The sequence below is a fragment of the Achromobacter aegrifaciens genome, assembly GCF_902859735.1.
Classification (GTDB): domain Bacteria; phylum Pseudomonadota; class Gammaproteobacteria; order Burkholderiales; family Burkholderiaceae_B; genus Achromobacter; species Achromobacter aegrifaciens.
This window is the reverse complement of the sequence record NZ_CADIJY010000005.1, coordinates 200,881-218,812: the sequence shown is the minus strand read 5'-3', so window position 1 is coordinate 218,812 and position 17,932 is coordinate 200,881. Positions and strand designations below refer to the sequence as shown.

Here is a 17,932-nt window from a genome sequence, read left to right as displayed (position 1 = left end):
AGGACATGGACATGGAGCTAGCAGTGGAGCGTGGGCGTGTGGGCTGGTACGGCAAGATTCCGGCGGCGGGCGACTTCGTGCACCGGCGCCTGCCGCGCGAGCTGATCACCTGGTGGGACCGCTGGCTGCAGTTCGGGCTGGCGGCGCTGAAGCAGGCGCCGGACGTCAATGCCGCGCGCGGCTTCGCGTCGGCGCCCATCTGGAATTTCGCGATTCCCGCCGGGCCGGGCGCGGGTGTCGCACAGCTGGGCTGCATCACGCCCAGCCGCGACCGGGTGGGCCGGGGCTACCCGCTGTGCGTGGTCATGGCCGTACCGCCCGCGCAGTACCACAGCAGCATCCTGGATGGCGCCAGCGACTACTACCGGCAGATCGGCGCCAGCATGCTGGCGGCGGTGCGCCATGGCTGCCCGGCGGAGCAGTTCGACCGCAGCCTGCAGCAGGTGCGTACGCCTGCCGCAGCGCCGGGCGCCGCCGCGCCGCGCGGCGGCAGCGACATCATGGACATCCTGAGCGCCGGCCGCGAGCAGGATTCCGCGCCGCTGGCGCGCCGCGCGCTGGGCGCCTGGCCCGACCTGCCGTTCTGCTTCAACCCCAGTTCCCACACCAGTTATTGGTGGACCAACCAGGCGGACGGCGCGGCCTTGCAGACCTACATCCATGGCGGCGCGCTGAACGCGACGCTGTTCGCCAGGCTGTTCTCATCCCTGCCGACCTGGCATCCCTGAATCTGCCGGAGGACCGCGCATGCTACGAACTTCAGCTGTGCCGCCTGGACCGGGCGCGGGGGGCTTCCCGGCCGCGCCAGATGTGGAGCGCCTGGACGATATCCTGCGCCTGCCGCCCGGGCGGCAGCGTGAACAGGAGATCCTGCGAGTGGTCGCCGGCCTGTCCGCGTCCCTGGCCGCCATGCACGAAGGCGGCCGGGCGCATGGCGGCATTTGCCCAGATGCCGTGGTCCGCGACGGGCAGGGTTTTGCCGTCCTGGCGCCGCCTTTCGATGCGGCGCCCGATGACGAAGACGCAGCGCGGCATGCCGGTTACGCCGCGTTCGAACAGTACACGGACGATCCGGGGCATTCTTGCGGCCCCTGGACGGACGTGTATGGGCTGGCGGCGCTGGCGTACTTCCTGGCGACGGGCGCGGCCCCTCCAGGCGCGCTGGCGCGCCGTGTACGGGACGATTGCCCGCCTCTGGATGAGTGGCATCCGGGCGCCTATCGGGCGGCCTTCTGCGCCGCCGTGGACGAGGGCCTGGCGATGGAGGCGCAGGCGAGGCCGCGGACAGCCGTGGCGCTTGCTGCGGCGATGGGCGTGATCCCGCCGGCGGTGCCGGCTCCTGCGGCGGTTTCTGTGGCCGCTCCTGTGGAGGATCCGGAGCCGGACATGACCGCGCCTTCATTGATGATGGAGACGCCCGCCGGCGACCTTGCCGATCCGCCGCCGGCCGCCGCTCGCCTGACCGCGATGCGGCCGGAACACCCGACGCGCGCGCGGCGCATGCTGCCGCTGGCCGTGGCGGGCCTTTTGCTGCTTGCGGCGGGGGGATATGCATGGCTGCGGCCGGCACAGCCGCCGGTGGAGCTGGCTGGCGTGGCGCCGCCTCAAGCTCAGCAGCAACCCCAGCCCCAATCGGAGCCACCGTCCCAACCGCCGCCGCAACCCCTGCCGCCGTCGGAACCACAGCCGCAACCCGCGCCCGCGCCGACTCCACCGACCCCGCCGGATTCCCCCGCCGCGGCCCTACCAGCCTCGCCGCCGCAGGCCGCAGCCACTGGCTCCACCATGCCGTCCGCCAGCCCGAAGCCAGATAGCGCCCCTGAGCCTGAAGCCGCGGCAGCCCCCGCCGCGTCAGAGCCCGCCGCGTCAGAGCCCGCCGCGCCCGCGACGCCGCCGCCTCAGGCGGCGCCTGTCACGGTGCGCGTGGCCGTGCGTCCGTGGGGAGAGGTGGTGGTCAATGGCCGCTCGCGCGGCGTCAGCCCGCCGCTGCGCGAACTGTCCCTGCCGCCAGGCCGTTACCAGGTGACGGTGCGCAACGCATCAGCGGGCGATTACCGCATGACCCTGACAGTAGCGCCAGGCCGGCCGGCTTCCATTACGCATGAGTTCGAGTGAAACGAGCGGCATCGCGCCCATATGCGGCGCGCGGTCCGCGCCGCGGATGGCGGCAGCCCCTCAGGGCAGCGTGGATTCGCCCTTGAGCAGGTCGTCCAGCGTTTCGCGCTGGCGCACGACGTAGTGCTTGTCACCGTCGACCATGGCTTCGGCCGCGCGGGGGCGGGCGTTGTAATTGCTGGCCATGGCCATGCTGTAGGCGCCCGCGGACTCCACCGCCAGCAGGTCGCCCTGTTGGAGAGCAAGCTTGCGCTGCCGGGCCAGCCAGTCGGCGCTTTCGCAGACCGGGCCGACGATGTCGTATAGGGTTTCGTCGCCCGCGCGCGGATGCACGGGGCGCACGCCGTGGAAGGCTTCGTACAGCGCGGGACGCAGCAGGTCGTTCATGGCGGCGTCGACGATGGCGAAGTTGCGCGCTTCCGAGTGCTTCAGGTACTGGACCCGCGTGAGCAGCACGCCGGCGTTGCCCACCAGCGAGCGGCCGGGCTCCAGCACCAGGTGCAGATGGCCGAAGCCGCGCGCGTTCAGGCGTTCGAAGACACGGTCCAGCAAGGCCTGGGGCGAGGGCGGGATCTCATCCGTATAGCGGATGCCCAGGCCGCCGCCCAGGTCCAGATGGACGATCCGGATGCCGGCCTGATCCAGCTTTTCGATCAGGTCCAGCAGCTTTTCCAGCGCGTCGAAATAGGGACTGATGTCGGTGAGCTGCGAGCCGATGTGGCAGTCCACGCCCACTATTTCCAGGGCCGGCAGCGACTGGGCCAGGCGGTAGACGTCCAGCGCCGATTCGATGGCGATGCCGAACTTGTTTTCCTTCAGGCCGGTGGAGATGTATGGATGCGTCTGCGCATCCACGTCCGGATTCACCCGCAGCGAAACGGGCGCGCGCAGACCCATGTCATGCGCGATTTCCGACAGCCGGCGCAGTTCGGCTTCGGACTCGACGTTGAAGCACTTGACCTTGGCGGCCAGCGCGGCGCGCATTTCCCAGGCCTGTTTGCCCACGCCGGAAAATACGATCCTGGACGGGTCCGCACCGGCCGCCAGGGCGCGCTTGAGCTCGCCGCCGGAAACGATGTCGAAGCCCGCGCCCAGGCGCGCGAATTCCTTCAGGACGGCCAGGTTGGAATTGGCCTTCATGCCGTAGCAGACCAGCACCGGATGCTGGCCGACGGCATTGCGGTAGGATTCCCAGGCAGCCTTGAGCGCGGCGCGCGAGTAAACGTACAGCGGCGTGCCCAGCTTTTCGGCCAGGTGATCCAGCGGCACGTCCTCGGCGTACAGGACATTGTTGCGGAACTGGAAGTACGGATGACCGGCCAGTTCAGGCTGCGCGGGGAATCGGGGTGTCATGGAATGGACTGCACCGGCGGGATGGCCGTCGGTTGCGGCTGCGGCTGCGTGCGCGAGGGCGGCTTGCCGTCCGGCGTCGGCATGTACAAGGGGCCCTTATACCCGCAGGCGGCAACCATGCCGGTCGCCAGCAGCGTGGCTACAATGCGAAGGACCATGCGGCGAAATGCCAAGTGGAACACTGGGAACTCCTAAATCTTGCAGGCTCGATTATGACCGAAACCGAATTTCTTGCGTTGATCGACCAGGTGCTGAACAGCATCGAAAGCCAGGCCGATGACTGGGCGGCTTCGCTCGATGTCGACGTCGAAACCAGCCGCAGCGGCAATGTGCTGACGATGGTTTTCGAGGACAACACCCATGTGGTGGTGAACAGCCAGGCTGCCATGCAGGAGCTGTGGGTCGCGGCGCGCAGCGGCGGCTTTCACTACCGCTACGATGGCCAGCACTGGAACGATACCCGAGGCGGCCCGCAGTTGCCGGATGCCCTGTCGCAGATCTGTTCCGCGGCAGCCGGCGTACCCGTGACGATACGCCTGTAAAACGTCAGCTTCAGGCGAAAAAAAGGCCGGCCCCATGGGGCCGGCCTTGTCATTTGCGCGTCAGAACGGAATCTTCTGGGACCAGGGCGTGTTGCCTTGCGTGCCTACGCCCGGCGCCACCTTGATCCGGGTTTCCTCGCTGGTGCTGCCGTTCAGGCCGTTGAGGAACTCACCCAGCGTGTCGGCCTCGGGCAAGCCCAGGCGCGCCACCGCTTGTCCGGGCGGGAATTCGGAGAAGTAGAACTCGCCGTTTTCGACCAGCAGGCCATCGGGGCGGGGACGCGGCTTCTCTTCGGGCACGCCCTTGAGGACCGTCTGCATGTAATCAACCCAGATCGGCATGGCGACGCCGCCGCCGGTTTCGCGCGAACCCAGGGACTTGGGCTGGTCAAAGCCCAGCCAGGCGGTGGCGACCAGCGACGGGGTGTAGCCGGAGAACCAGGCGTCCACCGATTCGTTGGTGGTGCCGGTCTTGCCTGCGATGTCGTTGCGCTTGAGCAGGACGCGGGCGCGCGCTGCGGTGCCGTAGGTGGCCACGCCGCGCAGGATGTCGTCCATGACCCAGGCCGTGCGCGGATCGATGGCGCGGGCCGCGGCGTCGCCGGCCACGACCGGCTTGGACTGCATGATGACCTTGCCGCTGCTGTCGGTGACGCGGTCGATCAGGTAGGGCGTGACGCGGTAGCCGCCATTGGCGAACACCGAGAAGGCGCCGGCCAGCTGCAAGGGCGTGACCGAGCCCGCGCCCAGCGCCAGCGGCAACACGGCGGGCTGGCGGGCCTTGTCGAAGCCGAAGCGGGTCAGGTAGTCCTGCGCGTACTGCGGGCCGATGGCCTGCAGGATACGGATCGACACCATGTTCTTGGACTTGTACAGGCCCTGGCGCAGGGTCAGCATGGGTTCGTACTGATTGCCGTAGTTCTTCGGGTTCCAGGCCTTGGAGCCGGTCTGCGCGGCCGTCAGTTCGAAGGGCTGGTCCGAGATCTGCGTGCCCGGGGTCAGGCCGCGTTCCAGCGAAGCGGCGTAGATGAAGGGCTTGATGTTCGAACCCGGCTGGCGCCAGGCTTGCGTCACCCGGTTGAAGTTGCCGCGGTAGAAGTCAAAGCCGCCGACCATGGCGCGGATGGCGCCATCTTGCGGCGACAGCGCCACGAAGGCCGCCTGCACCGAAGGCAGGTTGATGATTTCCCAGTTGTCGCCGAACTTGCGGATGTAGACCACGGAGCCGCGCTTGATGCGCTGCTCGGGCTTGGCCTTGTCGTTCAGCGCGCGCGCCACGACGCCCAGCACCTTCTTGTCGGTGACGGTGATGATCTCGCGCGAGCTGCGCGCCAGCTTCACTTCGGTGGGGCTGGCCGACAGCACCAGCGCCGTCAGCAGGTCGCCGCTGTCGCTGAACTTGTCGAACACGCCGTCCAGGAATTCGTCCAGCGCCTGCGGGTTGTTCTCGGTGCCCGGCGGCAGGTCGAGCTGTTCCTCGGGGCCGGGGTAGGGCGCGCGGCGCGTGTATTCCAGCACGCCTTCGCGCACGGCGCGGTAGGCCGCTTCCTGGTCCTTGGACTGCACGGTGGTGTAGATATTGATGCCGCGCGAATAGACGTTGTCCTGGTACACGTTGAACAACAGCTGGCGTGCCAGTTCCGCCACGTACTCGCCATGGATGGAATAGCCGCCGGCCGGCGTGCCTTCCGCGGACTTCATGACGATGGGCTGGGCCAGCGCCTGCTGGTATTCCGGTTCGGTCAGGTAGCCCAGCGAGTGCATGCGGCCCAGCACGTAGCGCTGGCGCAGCTCGGCGCGCGGGCGGTTGGCGATAGGGTTGAAACGCGAGGGCGCCTTGGGGATGCCGGCCAGCATGGCGGCTTCCGCAGGCGTGACTTCGGACAGGGGCTTGCCGAAGTAGGTGCGCGAGGCGGCCGCGAAACCATAGGCGCGGTGGCCCAGGTAGATCTGGTTCATGTAGAGCTCGAGGATCTGGTCCTTGGTGAGCTCCGACTCGATCTTGAAGGTCAGCAGCAGTTCATAGAACTTGCGCGAATAGGTCTTTTCCGACGACAGGTAGAAGTTGCGCGCCACCTGCATCGTGATGGTGCTGGCGCCCTGCGACTTCGACATGCTGACCAGGTTGGTCAGGCCGGCGCGCGCCACGCCCATCCAGTCGATCCCGCCGTGCTGGTAGAAGCGGTCGTCCTCGGCCGCCAGCACCGCGGACTTCATGACGTCCGGGATTTCGTTGAAGCGCAGCACGTTGCGGCGCTCTTCGCCGAATTCGCCGATCAGGACGCGGTCCGCCGTAAAGACGCGCAGCGGCACCCGGGGGCGGTAGTCCGTCATGGCGTTCAGGTCGGGCAGGTTGGGCCAGGCCAGCGCCAACGCCATCCCAGCCAGCAGCACGCCGCACAGGAACAGGCCGGCAAAGAAAATGCCGGTTTTTACGAAGAATCGCAGTATCGGGGAACCGCTCTTGGCGGGCTTGTCTTTCTTGGAGGAATTCTGGGGCTTGCTCATCGCGGCGATTTTACGGGTATCTCCGGGTCCGTCTTGGCACGGGGCACCGGTTTCTGTAACAAAATCGTTCAGTGTGGTAGGCGGGCAACTGGCGGCTGATGTGATAATGCCGTCATGAACTTTTCCGCTAACTCATGTCCGGAGGCTGACCCGGACCCGGCGTCCTCCTGCGAGACGCCCGAAAACCAGCCTTGCGCGATCGAGTGCACAGGCAAGGCCGCCACGCTGCCGCATGACCTGCCGGTTTTCCTGGTCGGGATGATGGGCGCGGGCAAGACCACTATAGGGCGTGGCCTGGCGCGTGCCCTGGGGCGCGAGTTTATGGACTTGGATCATGAGCTCGAGGCGCGTTGCGGCGTGCGGGTGCCGGTAATCTTCGAAATCGAGGGCGAAGCCGGTTTTCGTCGCCGGGAATCTGCCGCCTTGGAAGAGTGTACCCAACGGCGCAACATAATTCTTGCCACCGGCGGCGGCGCGATCCTGGCGCCGGAAAACCGTCAGCGCCTGCGCGAGCGCGGCATCGTGGTCTACCTGCGCGCCAGCGTGGACGAACTGTTCCGCCGCACCTGCCGCGACCGCAACCGTCCCCTGTTGGCCACGGCCGACCCGCGCGGCACGCTGCGCGACCTCATGACCCTGCGGGAACCCCTCTATAAGGAAGTAGCCGACCTGGTGGTGGAGACGGGCGCCATGCCCATACACACCCTGGTCAAGGCGCTGCTGCCGCAACTGCAAGCCTTCGAGAAGCGCATATGAACGTAGTACACGTGGACACCCCGGGCGGAGCCTACCCGATCCACATCGGCCCCGGCCGCCTGGACGCCCTGGACCAGTGCATCCCCGCCGACGCCACCGCGATCGCCGTGGTGACCAACCCGACCGTCGCCGCCCTGTACGGCGAGCGCGCCGAAGCCGCGCTGGCCCGGACCGGCAAGCGGGTGCTGCGCATCGAATTGCCCGACGGCGAGGCCTATAAGGACTGGCAGTCGCTGAACCTGATCTTCGACGCGCTGCTGGGCAACCGCCTGGACCGCCGCTGCGTGCTGGTGGCGCTGGGCGGCGGCGTCATCGGCGACATGACCGGTTTCGCGGCCGCGGTCTATATGCGCGGCGTGCGCTTCCTGCAGGTGCCCACGACGCTGCTGTCGCAGGTCGATTCGTCGGTGGGCGGCAAGACCGCCGTCAACCATCCGCTGGGCAAGAACATGATCGGCGCGTTCTACCAGCCGGTCGCAGTCGAAATAGACACCGACGTGCTGAACACGCTGCCGGCGCGCGAGGTGTCCGCGGGCCTGGCGGAAGTGATCAAGTACGGCCTGATCCTGGACCCGGAATTCTGGTCCTGGTGCGAGGACAATGCGCAGAAGCTGCGCGAACTGGACCCCGAGGCGGTCGCCTACGCCATCCGCCGCTCCTGCGAACTCAAGGCGCAAGTGGTGGGCAAGGACGAGCGCGAGTCGGGCCTGCGCGCCATCCTCAACCTGGGCCACACCTTCGGCCACGCTATCGAATCCGGCCTGGGCTACGGCGCCTGGCTGCATGGCGAAGCCGTCGGTTGCGGCATGGTGCAGGCTGCCGAGCTGTCGGCCGACGTCGCCGGCTTTGACCGTGCCGACGTGGAGCGCGTGCGCGCGCTGGTGGTCGCCATCGGCTGTCCCGTCGTGGCCCCCGACCTGGGCGCCGACCGCTGGCTGGACCTGATGCAGGTCGACAAGAAGACCGAAGGCGGCTCGATCCGCTACGTGCTCATGACCCGCATCGGCGAGGCCATGATGCGCGCGGCCCCCGACGACGCCGTGCGCGCCGTGCTGGCCCGCACCACCCAATAGCCGTGATGGAGACGGTGTTGCAGATGAAAGAACTGGCTTCCTATGCATCCCACCCGTCTCAATCGCGCGGGCGGACCTATGCCGAGCCGCCGCCGGAAAACCGGACGGAGTTCCAGCGCGACCGCGATCGCATCGTCCATTCCAGCGCCTTCCGGCGCCTGGAGTACAAGACCCAGGTCTTCGTGAACCACGAGGGCGACCTGTTCCGCACCCGCCTGACCCACAGCCTGGAAGTGGCCCAGATTGCGCGCACGCTGGCGCGCAGCCTGGGCCTGTCCGAAGACCTGACCGAAGCCATCTCGCTGGCGCACGACCTGGGCCACACGCCGTTCGGTCATGCGGGCCAGGATGAACTCAACGCCTGCATGCGCGAATTGGCGCCGGAGGCGGGCGGCTTCGAGCACAATCTGCAAAGCCTGCGGGTGGTGGACGAACTGGAAGAACGCTACGCGGACTTCAACGGCCTGAACCTGTGCTTCGAAACGCGCGAAGGCATCCTCAAGCATTGTTCGGCCGCGCATGCGCGGCAGCTGGGCGACGTGGGCCAGCGCTTCCTCGACCGCACCCAACCCTCGCTGGAGGCGCAGTTGGCCAACCTGGCGGACGAGGTCGCCTACAACAACCACGACATCGACGACGGCCTGCGCTCGGGCCTGATCACGCTGGAACAGCTGAAGGAAGTGTCGATCTTCGAGCGCCACCACGCCCACGTGCTGGAAAGCTATCCGGGGCTGGCTGCGCGTCGCGCGGTGGCCGAGACCATACGCCGCATGATCAATACGCTGATCGTCGACCTGACGCGGACCTCGTTGGCGCGCATCCGCGAGTTCGCTCCCGCCACTGCCGACGACGTGCGCCGCGCGCCGCCGCTGGCGACCTTTTCGCCCGAGATCCGGAGCGAGGCCGACGCGCTGAAGAAATTCCTGTTCGACAACCTGTACCGCCACTACCGCGTGTTGCGCATGACGACCAAGGCGCGGCGCATCGTGCGCGAGCTGTTCGCGGCTTTCCTGGACGATCCGCGGCTGTTGCCGCCCGACTATCGCCGGCCGGCTTTCAACGAGCAGGCCCGCGCCATCGCCGACTACATCGCGGGCATGACGGACCGCTACGCCATCCGCGAGCACAAGCGCCTGTTCGAGATGGCCTGAGGCCCGCGGGCCTCAGGCTTGCGCCGCGGCCTCAGCCCGCCAGATAGCGCTGCGTCAGCAGCACCCAGTAGGCCGCGCCCACGGGCAGGCTGTGGTCGTTGAAGTCATAGCCCGGGTTGTGCACCATGCAGGCCCCATGCCCGCTGTTGAAGCCTTCCGCCGAGCCATCGCCATTGCCCACCAGCAGGTAGGACCCTGGCACTTCCTCCAGCATGAAGGCGAAGTCCTCGCTGCCGGTCAGCGCGCGGGTCTGGAGTTCCACCTGGTCGGCGCCCACCAGTTCCACCGCCACCTGGCGCGCGAAATCGGTTTCTTCGCGGGTGTTGACCAGCACGGGATAACCGCGGCCGTAGTCGATGGTGGCGCGCACCTGATAGCTGGCCGCCTGGCTGTGGACCAGTTCCGTGATGCGGGCTTGCAGCGTGTCGCGCACGCCGCGGTCCAGCGCGCGCACGCTGAGTTTCAGCGTAGCGGTCTGGGGGATGACGTTGTTGGCTTTGCCCGCGTTGAATGCGCCGACCGTGATCACCGCCATGTGCAGGGGATCGATATTGCGGGCGACGATGCTTTGCAGGCCCAGCACGATGGCCGCGCCAGCCACCACCGGATCGGCGGCGCAATGCGGCATCGCGCCGTGCCCGCCCACGCCTTCCAGCACGATGGTGACGTTGTCGGACGAAGCCATCGCGGCGCCGTCGCGCAGCAGCAGGCGGCCTTGCGGATGGCCCGGCATGTTGTGCATGGCGAAGATGGCGTCGCAGGGATACTTGCTGAACAGTCCGTCTTCCATCATGCGCTTGGCGCCGCCCAGGCCTTCCTCGGCGGGCTGGAAGATCAGGTTGAGCGTGCCGTCGAAGTCGCCATGCCTGGCCAGGTGGTGCGCGGCCGCCAGCAGCATGGCGGTGTGGCCGTCGTGGCCGCAGGCGTGCATGACGCCTTCGTTGCAGCTGGCGTGTTCCAGGCCCGTCGCTTCCTGGATGGGCAGGGCGTCCATGTCGGCGCGCAGGCCCAGGCGCTTGCCGCCGCTGCCGCGGCGCAACTGCCCCACCACGCCGGTGCCGCCCAGCCCGCGTTCCACTTCATAGCCCCATTGCGTCAGGCACTGCGCCACCAGGTCGCTGGTGCGGAATTCCTGGAAGCCGAGTTCGGGGTGGCGGTGGATGTCGCGGCGGATCGAGACGAATTCGTCGGCCTGGGCGGTCATCGCCTGCAGGATGGGATGCATGTCGGAGAGGTCCTGGAATCGGGTCACTGGTTGCCTGCCAGTTTCACGTGGCTGGAGATTTCGCGGAAGCGCTCGGTCTCGGCGCGGTACATGGCGTCGGCCTGTTCCGCGCTCATGGGGGCGGAGACTTCGATGTTCTGGTGCGCCAGGCTGTCCTTCACCGCCGCATCCTGCATGGCGGCGTTGAGCGCTGCGTTCAGGCGCGCCACCACGTCTTGCGGCGTGTCGCGCTTGACGAAGTAGCCAGTCCAGGTGGTGAAGTTGAAGCCCTTGAGCAGTTGGCCTTCGTTGACCGACGGCACGGTCTTGAGCGCGGGCAACTGGCTGCGCTGCGGGTCCAGGCTGGCCAGCAGCTTGATGCGGCCCTGCTCGGCCAGCGCCACCTGCTGCTGCGACAGCGGCAGGATGGCCAGGTCCACCTGGCCGCCGCCGATGTCCTGCATCAACGGCGCGCCGCCCTTGTAGGGCACATGCATCATGTTGGCGCCGATGGTGCGCGCCATGTGCTCGCCCAGCACGTGGTACAGCGAACCCACACCCACGCTGCCGAACGTCAGCGGCTGGGTGGCCGAGCGCGAGCGCGCCAGCGTGACCAGCTCGTCGGCATTGTTGGCGGGCAGGTCGGCGCGCGCCACGATCACCAATGGGGCCATGCCGATCATCTGCACCAGGCGGAAATCCTCGCTCTTGAGCTTGACCGCGGGATTGGCGATGGGGGACAGGATCAGCTCGTTGGGCGAGCCCTGGAACAGGTAATAGCCGTCAGCCTTGGCGCCCAGCACCTTCTGCGCGCCCAGCGCGCCGCTCACGCCGCCCAGGTTCTCCACCAGCACGGGTTGGCCCAGTTGCTTGGAGACGGGCGGGGCCACCACGCGGGCGATGGAATCGGACGCGCCGCCGGCCGGGTAGGGCACCATCATCATGACGGGCCGGTCGGGATAGTCTGCGGCCCGGGCGCCCTGGGCCAGCAGCGCCGCGCCCAGCGCCAGCGCACAGCCGGCCAGGCGCAGGCCATTGGAAAGCATGCTCACGAAATTCCCCTTGGAATGATCTAGTCGTGATCCGCATGCTAGGGACAGGCCTCGCTAGTTGTCTAACGAATTGTTATTCTGGAAGCTAGAAAAAAAACTCATACTTAATCGGGACCCGGGCATGAATCTCAAGCAGCTCGAACATCTGCTGGCCGTGGCCGAGGCGGGTTCCTTCAGCCGTGCGGCCGAACGCCTGTACCTGACCCAGTCGGCGCTCAGCCGCAGCATCCGCCTGCTGGAAGAAGACCTGGGCGCGCGCCTGCTGGACCGCATGGGCAAGCGCACGGAGCTGACCCCGCTGGGCCTGACCGTCGCCGGCCGCGCGCGGCGCATCCTGTTCGAATCGGGCGAGCTGCGCCGCAGCGCGGAACTGCTGACCCAGGGCGACCGGGGCAGCATCAGCATCGGATTGGGTTCAGGGCCGGGCGTCATGCTCATGACGCCGCTGCTGGCCCACGTGGCGCAGCACTATCCGCAGTTGCGGCTGGACGTGATGCGCGGCTCGCCCGAGGCCCATCTGGCGCTGTTGCGCCAGCGGCGCCTGGACGCGCTGGTGGTCGATACGCGCGGCATCGTGCCGGCGGCCGACCTGCGCATCGAACCCATCTCGGAAATGCGCGCCGGATTCATCTGCCGCCGCGGCCATCCGCTGGCCCAGGCCGGGCGGCCGGCGCGCTTCGCGGAGGTTGCGGCCTATCCGCTGGCGTCCACGTTTCTCGCAGCGGATACCGTGCGCATCGTGGTCGACCATTTCGGCGTCGAGGCGGATCCGCAGACCGCGATGCGCCTGCGCTGCGATGAAATCGGCAGCGTGCTGGAAGCGGTGCGCGTGTCGGACGCGGTATTCCTGGGCATCGTGGGCGCGGCGCGGGTCGGCATCGCCGCGGGCGAACTGACGGAACTGCCTACCGACCCGCCGCTGCGCAGCCACGCGCTGTTTGCAATGGTGACGCTGACGGGCCGCACCGAGGCGCCGGCGATGGCGCTGGTGCGTGAATTCGTGGCCCAGCGCCTGCGCGATTGAACGCGCCGATTGACGTGCTTCAGCGCTGCTTGCGGTAGGGCTCGTCCTCGGGCACGAAGGTGGCTTCCGCGAGCGCGTCGCGGGTCCATTCCTGCATGGCGGGCAGCGCCAGCACGGCGTCCATGTAGTCGCGCACCGGGCCGGACGCCGCGATGCCATAGGTCGTGAAGCGCGAGACCACCGGCGCGAAGAAGGCGTCGGCGATCGAGAACTCGCCGAACAGGAACGGCCCGCCCTGGCCGAATGCCGCGCGCGTGTCGCGCCAGATCGCTTGCAGGCGCTCGATGTCCTGTTGCGCGGCCGCAGGAAAGTCGATGCCGGGCAGGTGCGCTTCGACGTTCATGGGCAGCGCCTGGCGCATCGCGCCAAAGCCGCTGTGCATCTGCGCGGTGAGCGACCGCGCGCGGGCCCGGGCGCGCGCGTCCTGGGGCCACAGGCGGGCTTCGGGATGGCGTTCGGCCAGGTACTCGCAGATCGCCAGCGTGTCCCAGATCGCGAACTCGCCATCCAGCAGCACCGGAACCAGCCCCGCGGGCGACACCGCGCCCACGCGGCGCGAGAATTCCTCGGTGAAGAAGCCGAGCTTCTGCTCGGTAAAGGGTATGCCTGCGGCGCGCAAGGCGATCCACGGCCGCAGGGACCAGGACGAGTAGTTCTTGTTGCCGATGATCAAGGTGTACATGCCGCGATCCTTCCTAGCCGTTGATGTGATGATTCAGGCGCCGGTTCAGCGGCGCAGCAGCTTGCCCAGGTATTGTCCGGTGTGGCTGGCGGACGTGCCGGCCACGTCTTCGGGCGTGCCCTGCGCCACCACGCGCCCGCCGCCGTCGCCGCCTTCGGGACCCATGTCGACCACCCAGTCCGCGGTCTTGATGACGTCCAGGTTGTGTTCGATGATCAGCACCGTGTTGCCGCTGTCGACCAGCTGGTTCAGCACCTGCAGCAGCAGCTCGATGTCGCGGAAATGCAGGCCCGTGGTGGGCTCGTCCAGGATGTAGAGCGTGCGGCCGGTGCTGCGCCGCGACAGTTCCTGCGACAGCTTCACGCGCTGCGCTTCGCCGCCCGACAGGGTGGTCGCGCTCTGGCCCAGCCGGATGTACGACAGGCCCACGTCGATCAGCGTGTGCAGCTTGCGGGCGATGGCCGGCACGGACTCGAAGTATTCCAGCGCCTGTTCCACCGTCAGGTCCAGCACTTCGCTGATGTTGCGGCCGCGATAGCGGATTTCCAGCGTTTCGCGGTTGTAGCGCTTGCCGTGGCAGACGTCGCAAGGCACGTACATGTCGGGCAGGAAATGCATTTCGACCTTGACCACGCCGTCGCCCTGGCAGGCCTCGCAGCGCCCGCCCTTGACGTTGAAGCTGAAGCGCCCCGGGTCGTAGCCGCGGGTGCGCGCTTCCGGCACGCCCGCGAAGAGTTCGCGGATGGGCGTGAACAGGCCCGTGTAGGTCGCGGGGTTGCTGCGCGGCGTGCGGCCGATGGGGCTCTGGTCCACGCTGATGATCTTGTCGAAGTTCTCCAGCCCCTGCATCGACACGTAAGGAGCGGGTTCGCTCTGTGCATGATGCAGCTGGCGCGACACGGCGACCGCCAGCGTGTCGTTGACCAGCGTGGACTTGCCCGAACCGGACACGCCGGTCACGCACACCAGCCGGCCCGCGGGGATGCGCAGGTCGACGTTCTTCAGGTTGTTGCCGCTGGCGCCCGTCAGGGTCAGCCAGGACAGTTCGTCGTTGACGGGGCGTCGCTTCGGGATGGCGATGGCGCGCGCGCCGCTCAGGTACTGGCCGGTCAGCGACTGGGGGTCGTGCTGCACGGTTTCCGGGTCGCCCTGCGCCACCACCTGGCCGCCGTGCTCGCCCGCGCCCGGTCCCATGTCCACGACCCAGTCGGCCATGCGGATCATGTCTTCGTCGTGCTCCACGACGATGACGCTATTGCCTAGGTCGCGCAGGTGCTGCAGGGTGCCGATGAGGCGGTCGTTGTCGCGCTGGTGCAGGCCGATGGAGGGCTCGTCCAGCACGTACATCACGCCGGTCAGGCCTGATCCGATCTGGCTGGCCAGCCGGATGCGCTGCGCCTCGCCGCCCGAGATGGTATCGGCGCTGCGGTCCAGCGACAGGTAGTTCAGGCCCACGTTGTTCAGGAAGCTCAGGCGCGCCTCGATCTCGCGCACGATGCGTTGCGCGATCTCCTGCTTGGCGCCCGTCAGGCTCAGGTCGCGGAACCAGGTAAGGCAGGTCGACAGCGGCATGGCCTCGACCTCGTAGATGGCCTGGCCGTGGCGTTCGCCGCCGCGCGGATCCTGGCCGATCAGCACGTTGCGGGCCTCGGGCCGCAGGCGCGAGCCGCCGCAATCCGGGCAGGTCTTGATGTTGCGGTACTTGCCGAGCTCTTCGCGCACGGTGGCCGAATCGGTTTCGCGCCAGCGGCGCTCCAGGTTCGGGATCACGCCTTCGAATGTATGGCGCTTGACCGTGCTGCGGCCTTTTTCGTTCAGGTAGAGGAACGAGATCTCTTCGTCGCCGGAGCCGTACAGCACCTTGTCGCGCAACGCCTCGGGCAGTTCCTCGAAGGGCGCTTCGATGTCGAATTCATAGTGCGCCGCCAGGCTGGTCAAGAGCGAATGCGTGAAGGCGTTGCGGCGGTCCCAGCCGCGGATGGCGCCGGCCGCCAGGCTCAGCTCCGGGAAGGCGACCACGCGCTTGGGGTCGAAGAAGCCGACTTGGCCGATGCCATCGCAACTGGGGCAGGCGCCCATGGGATTGTTGAAGCTGAACAGGCGCGGCTCCAGCTCGGGCAGGCTGTGGCTGCACACCGGGCAGGCGTAGCGGCTGGAGAAGACCTGTTCGCGGCCGCTGTCCATGTCCAGCGCCAGGGCGCGGCCCTCGGCCAGCTGCAACGCGGTCTCGAAGCTTTCCGCCAGGCGCTGCTTGCTTTCAGGCTTGATGCGCAGCCGGTCGATGACGACGTCGATGTCGTGCTTCTCGGTCTTCTTCAGCGGCGCCATGCCGTCGATTTCGGTCAACTGGCCGTCCACGCGCAGGCGCACGTAGCCCTGCGCCTGCAGGCTGGCGCATTCGTCCTCGAAACTGCCTTTCTTGCCGCGGGCTATGGGCGCCAGTACCGCCAGCCGGGTTTCGGGCGTCCAGGACAGCACCGCGTCCACCATCTGGCTGACGCTTTGCGCCTGTAATGGCAGGCCGTGGTCAGGGCAATAGGGCGTACCGACCCGCGCGTACAGGAGGCGCAGGTAGTCGTGGATCTCGGTGATGGTGCCGACGGTGGAGCGGGGGTTGTGGCCCGCGGCCTTCTGTTCGATGGAGATGGCCGGGGACAGGCCCTCGATCAGGTCCACGTCCGGCTTGTCCATCAGCTGCAGGAACTGGCGGGCGTAGGCGGACAGGCTTTCCACGTAGCGGCGTTGGCCTTCCGCGTACAGCGTGTCGAAGGCCAGCGACGATTTGCCCGAGCCGGACAAGCCGGTGACGACCACCAGCTTGTGGCGTGGCAGGTCGAGCGAGACGTTCTTGAGATTGTGGGTGCGCGCACCCCGAATGCGTATTGTCACGTCCATCGGGCTCTTTTAAGCGGTTTCAAAGGCCAACTTGGTACTATAGCGCGCCGAATCCCCCTGCGTTCGGGGCAGTACTCCAGCCTGGATAGACCCGGGGGGCGGCGCCGCACCGCCAGATCAGACCGTGGGCGTGTGACATCCACGCGCGCGGGCGAGTCCTAGTCATCGTTGAATTTTTCGCATGCAGGCAGATAAAAAACTGAAATTGACCCCGTCCGAACGCCGCGCCAGCGTGGCGCTGGCCGGACTGTTCGCCGCGCGGATGCTGGGGCTGTTCCTGTTGCTGCCCGTCTTCGCCGTGGCCGCCGCCGGCATGCCGGGCGGGGACGATCCGGCCCGCGTCGGCCTGGCGCTGGGCATGTACGGCCTGACCCAGGCCTTCATGCAGATTCCCTTCGGCCTGGCGTCCGACCGCTGGGGCCGGCGTCCCGTGGTGCTGTTCGGCCTGCTGCTGTTCGTGGCGGGCAGCATCGTCTGTGCACAGGCGTCCGACGTGTACTGGATCACCATCGGCCGCGCCATCCAGGGCGCCGGGGCGATTTCCGCGGCCGTCACCGCCTGGCTGGCGGATTCCACCCGCGACGAGGTCCGCACCCGGGCCATGGCCATGGTGGGCGGGTCGATCGGCCTGTCCTTCGCCGTGTCGCTGGTCCTGTCGCCCGTGCTGGTGGGCTGGTGGGGCCTGTCCGGCCTGTTCTGGACCATCGCCTGTCTGGGCGTGATCTGCCTGGCCGTGGCCGGCTGGGTGGTGCCCGTGGTGCCGCTGACCCAGGCCCGCACCATGCAGGCGGCCCGGCCGCGCGAAGTCCTGACCCACAGCGACCTGCTGCGCCTGAATTTCGGCGTTTTTGTCCTGCACCTGATCCAGGTGGCGCTGTTTGTCGTGGTGCCCGCCCTGCTGGCGAAGGTGGGCGGCCTGGACGCGCGTGAGCTCTGGAAGGTCTACCTGCCGGTCATCCTGGTTTCCTTCGTGCTGATGGTGCCGGTGGTGTTCGTCGCCGAAAAGCGCCGCGCCCATCGCGGCGCCCTGCGCGCCGCCGTGGCCGGGCTGGTGCTGGTGTGCGCCTTGCTGCCCGCGGCCAGCCATGGTTTCTACACCCTGGCAGCCGCCCTGACGGGCTTCTTCGTGGCCTTCAATGTGCTGGAAGCCCTGCAACCGTCGCTGGTGTCGCGGGTCGCGCCGCAGGCCTACAAGGGCCTGGCGCTGGGCTTCTACAACACCGCCCAGGCCGCCGGCCTGTTCGCGGGTGGCGCGCTGGGCGGCTGGCTGGCCTCGCATTCCGGTTCCAGCGCCGTTTTCATCGCCGCCGCCGCCCTGTCGGCGATCTGGCTGGCGGTGACCTGGGCCCTGCGGCCGTTGCCCGAACCGGACCGCCAGGCATCGGCGCGGGCCGGCTGAAAAGTCGGGATCCCACCCCGAAAAGCGCCCAACAGACGCGAAAATTCCATGGCTGGGGTGGACGGCTTTGTCACATCCTGGTTTGGCGCGGCGGGCGCTTTTCGTCGATAATACGCATCAAATCAGGGCTTCACTCAGGGTTCAACCCGGCGTCGCCGGTCATCGTTGCGGTGACCGG

General features: G+C 67.8%; 15 protein-coding genes. 8 read left to right on the top strand and 7 right to left on the bottom strand.

All coding sequences use genetic code 11. The features are described 5' to 3' along the window. The first annotated feature begins 11 nt into the window (after positions 1 to 11). Together tagF and HV766_RS17070 are read left to right on the top strand one after the other, a co-directional pair. Positions 12 to 728, top strand: coding sequence for a type VI secretion system-associated protein TagF (tagF, locus tag HV766_RS17075; protein ID WP_054457308.1), 717 nt, complete (start codon positions 12 to 14; stop codon positions 726 to 728). A gap of 19 nt (positions 729 to 747) precedes the next feature. After that, entirely contained in the window at positions 748 to 2,115 is a 1,368-nt protein-coding gene (locus tag HV766_RS17070; RefSeq protein WP_175181585.1) for a peptidase associated/transthyretin-like domain-containing protein, read from the top strand. Positions 2,116 to 2,175: 60 nt separating this feature from the next. Here HV766_RS17070 and lysA read toward each other — a convergent pair whose 3' ends face one another. Both lysA and lptM read right to left on the bottom strand, forming a co-directional pair. Next, positions 2,176 to 3,468, bottom strand: coding sequence for a diaminopimelate decarboxylase (gene lysA / locus HV766_RS17065; protein ID WP_175181584.1), 1,293 nt, complete (start codon positions 3,466 to 3,468; stop codon positions 2,176 to 2,178). Continuing rightward, entirely contained in the window at positions 3,465 to 3,626 is a 162-nt protein-coding gene (gene lptM, locus HV766_RS17060; RefSeq protein ID WP_225589042.1) for an LPS translocon maturation chaperone LptM, read from the bottom strand. Before lptM ends, lysA begins: the two co-directional genes overlap by 4 nt. Before the next feature lie 54 nt (positions 3,627 to 3,680). Here lptM and cyaY point away from each other — a divergent pair, with 54 nt between their 5' ends. Next, the gene (gene cyaY, locus HV766_RS17055) at positions 3,681 to 4,010 is read left to right on the top strand and encodes an iron donor protein CyaY (RefSeq protein ID WP_013396958.1); all 330 of its coding nucleotides are present in this window, start codon (positions 3,681 to 3,683) and stop codon (positions 4,008 to 4,010) included. A 60-nt stretch (positions 4,011 to 4,070) separates the two neighbouring features. On the opposite strand, the gene HV766_RS17050 is transcribed toward cyaY, so the two are convergent. After that, on the bottom strand, positions 4,071 to 6,518 hold the full coding sequence (locus HV766_RS17050; protein WP_054457191.1) for a penicillin-binding protein 1A: 2,448 nt from the start codon (positions 6,516 to 6,518) through the stop codon (positions 4,071 to 4,073). A 114-nt stretch (positions 6,519 to 6,632) separates the two neighbouring features. Between HV766_RS17050 and HV766_RS17045 the strand changes: the two genes are divergently transcribed. Genes HV766_RS17045 through HV766_RS17035 form a run of 3 tightly spaced genes read left to right on the top strand, consistent with a single transcriptional unit; the run spans position 6,633 to position 9,498 of the window. Further along, positions 6,633 to 7,274 carry a shikimate kinase gene (locus HV766_RS17045; protein WP_054457189.1) on the top strand — a complete coding sequence of 214 codons (642 nt, stop codon included), beginning with the start codon at positions 6,633 to 6,635 and terminating at the stop codon, positions 7,272 to 7,274. Beyond that, positions 7,271 to 8,347 carry a 3-dehydroquinate synthase gene (aroB, locus tag HV766_RS17040; protein WP_125472556.1) on the top strand — a complete coding sequence of 359 codons (1,077 nt, stop codon included), beginning with the start codon at positions 7,271 to 7,273 and terminating at the stop codon, positions 8,345 to 8,347. Before HV766_RS17045 ends, aroB begins: the two co-directional genes overlap by 4 nt. A gap of 23 nt (positions 8,348 to 8,370) precedes the next feature. Further along, entirely contained in the window at positions 8,371 to 9,498 is a 1,128-nt protein-coding gene (locus tag HV766_RS17035) for a deoxyguanosinetriphosphate triphosphohydrolase (protein WP_175181583.1), read from the top strand. A 31-nt stretch (positions 9,499 to 9,529) separates the two neighbouring features. Here the strand turns inward: HV766_RS17035 and HV766_RS17030 are convergent, their stop codons facing one another. Then, the gene (locus tag HV766_RS17030; protein ID WP_054457184.1) at positions 9,530 to 10,723 is read right to left on the bottom strand and encodes a M20 aminoacylase family protein; all 1,194 of its coding nucleotides are present in this window, start codon (positions 10,721 to 10,723) and stop codon (positions 9,530 to 9,532) included. Positions 10,724 to 10,746: 23 nt separating this feature from the next. Beyond that, positions 10,747 to 11,748: a tripartite tricarboxylate transporter substrate binding protein gene (locus tag HV766_RS17025; RefSeq protein ID WP_054457183.1), complete on the bottom strand. Its 1,002-nt coding sequence runs from the start codon at positions 11,746 to 11,748 to the stop codon at positions 10,747 to 10,749. Between the two features lie 127 nt (positions 11,749 to 11,875). On the opposite strand from HV766_RS17025, the gene HV766_RS17020 reads away from it, so the two are divergent. Further along, entirely contained in the window at positions 11,876 to 12,778 is a 903-nt protein-coding gene (locus HV766_RS17020; protein ID WP_054457181.1) for a LysR family transcriptional regulator, read from the top strand. A gap of 19 nt (positions 12,779 to 12,797) precedes the next feature. On the opposite strand, the gene HV766_RS17015 is transcribed toward HV766_RS17020, so the two are convergent. Together HV766_RS17015 and uvrA are read right to left on the bottom strand one after the other, a co-directional pair. After that, complete coding sequence (locus HV766_RS17015; protein WP_054457179.1) at positions 12,798 to 13,460, bottom strand: glutathione S-transferase family protein; 663 nt, start codon at positions 13,458 to 13,460, stop codon at positions 12,798 to 12,800. A 45-nt stretch (positions 13,461 to 13,505) separates the two neighbouring features. Further along, a complete protein-coding gene (gene uvrA, locus HV766_RS17010) occupies positions 13,506 to 16,349 on the bottom strand; it encodes an excinuclease ABC subunit UvrA (protein ID WP_415823086.1) in 2,844 nt (947 codons plus the stop codon). Between the two features lie 187 nt (positions 16,350 to 16,536). On the opposite strand from uvrA, the gene HV766_RS17005 reads away from it, so the two are divergent. Continuing rightward, entirely contained in the window at positions 16,537 to 17,754 is a 1,218-nt protein-coding gene (locus HV766_RS17005; RefSeq protein WP_054457175.1) for an MFS transporter, read from the top strand. Positions 17,755 to 17,932: the final 178 nt, after the last annotated feature.

Coding starts and splice junctions, on each gene's coding strand:
- HV766_RS17015 (WP_054457179.1), bottom strand. CDS start 13,460: ATGTACACCTTGATCATCGGCAACAAGAACTACTCGTCCTGGTCCCTG.
- HV766_RS17025 (WP_054457183.1), bottom strand. CDS start 11,748: ATGCTTTCCAATGGCCTGCGCCTGGCCGGCTGTGCGCTGGCGCTGGGC.
- HV766_RS17070 (WP_175181585.1), top strand. CDS start 748: ATGCTACGAACTTCAGCTGTGCCGCCTGGACCGGGCGCGGGGGGCTTC.
- HV766_RS17020 (WP_054457181.1), top strand. CDS start 11,876: ATGAATCTCAAGCAGCTCGAACATCTGCTGGCCGTGGCCGAGGCGGGT.
- HV766_RS17030 (WP_054457184.1), bottom strand. CDS start 10,723: ATGCATCCCATCCTGCAGGCGATGACCGCCCAGGCCGACGAATTCGTC.
- lptM (WP_225589042.1), bottom strand. CDS start 3,626: ATGGTCCTTCGCATTGTAGCCACGCTGCTGGCGACCGGCATGGTTGCC.
- aroB (WP_125472556.1), top strand. CDS start 7,271: ATGAACGTAGTACACGTGGACACCCCGGGCGGAGCCTACCCGATCCAC.
- HV766_RS17050 (WP_054457191.1), bottom strand. CDS start 6,518: ATGAGCAAGCCCCAGAATTCCTCCAAGAAAGACAAGCCCGCCAAGAGC.
- HV766_RS17045 (WP_054457189.1), top strand. CDS start 6,633: ATGAACTTTTCCGCTAACTCATGTCCGGAGGCTGACCCGGACCCGGCG.
- cyaY (WP_013396958.1), top strand. CDS start 3,681: ATGACCGAAACCGAATTTCTTGCGTTGATCGACCAGGTGCTGAACAGC.
- HV766_RS17005 (WP_054457175.1), top strand. CDS start 16,537: ATGCAGGCAGATAAAAAACTGAAATTGACCCCGTCCGAACGCCGCGCC.
- tagF (WP_054457308.1), top strand. CDS start 12: ATGGAGCTAGCAGTGGAGCGTGGGCGTGTGGGCTGGTACGGCAAGATT.
- HV766_RS17035 (WP_175181583.1), top strand. CDS start 8,371: ATGAAAGAACTGGCTTCCTATGCATCCCACCCGTCTCAATCGCGCGGG.
- lysA (WP_175181584.1), bottom strand. CDS start 3,468: ATGACACCCCGATTCCCCGCGCAGCCTGAACTGGCCGGTCATCCGTAC.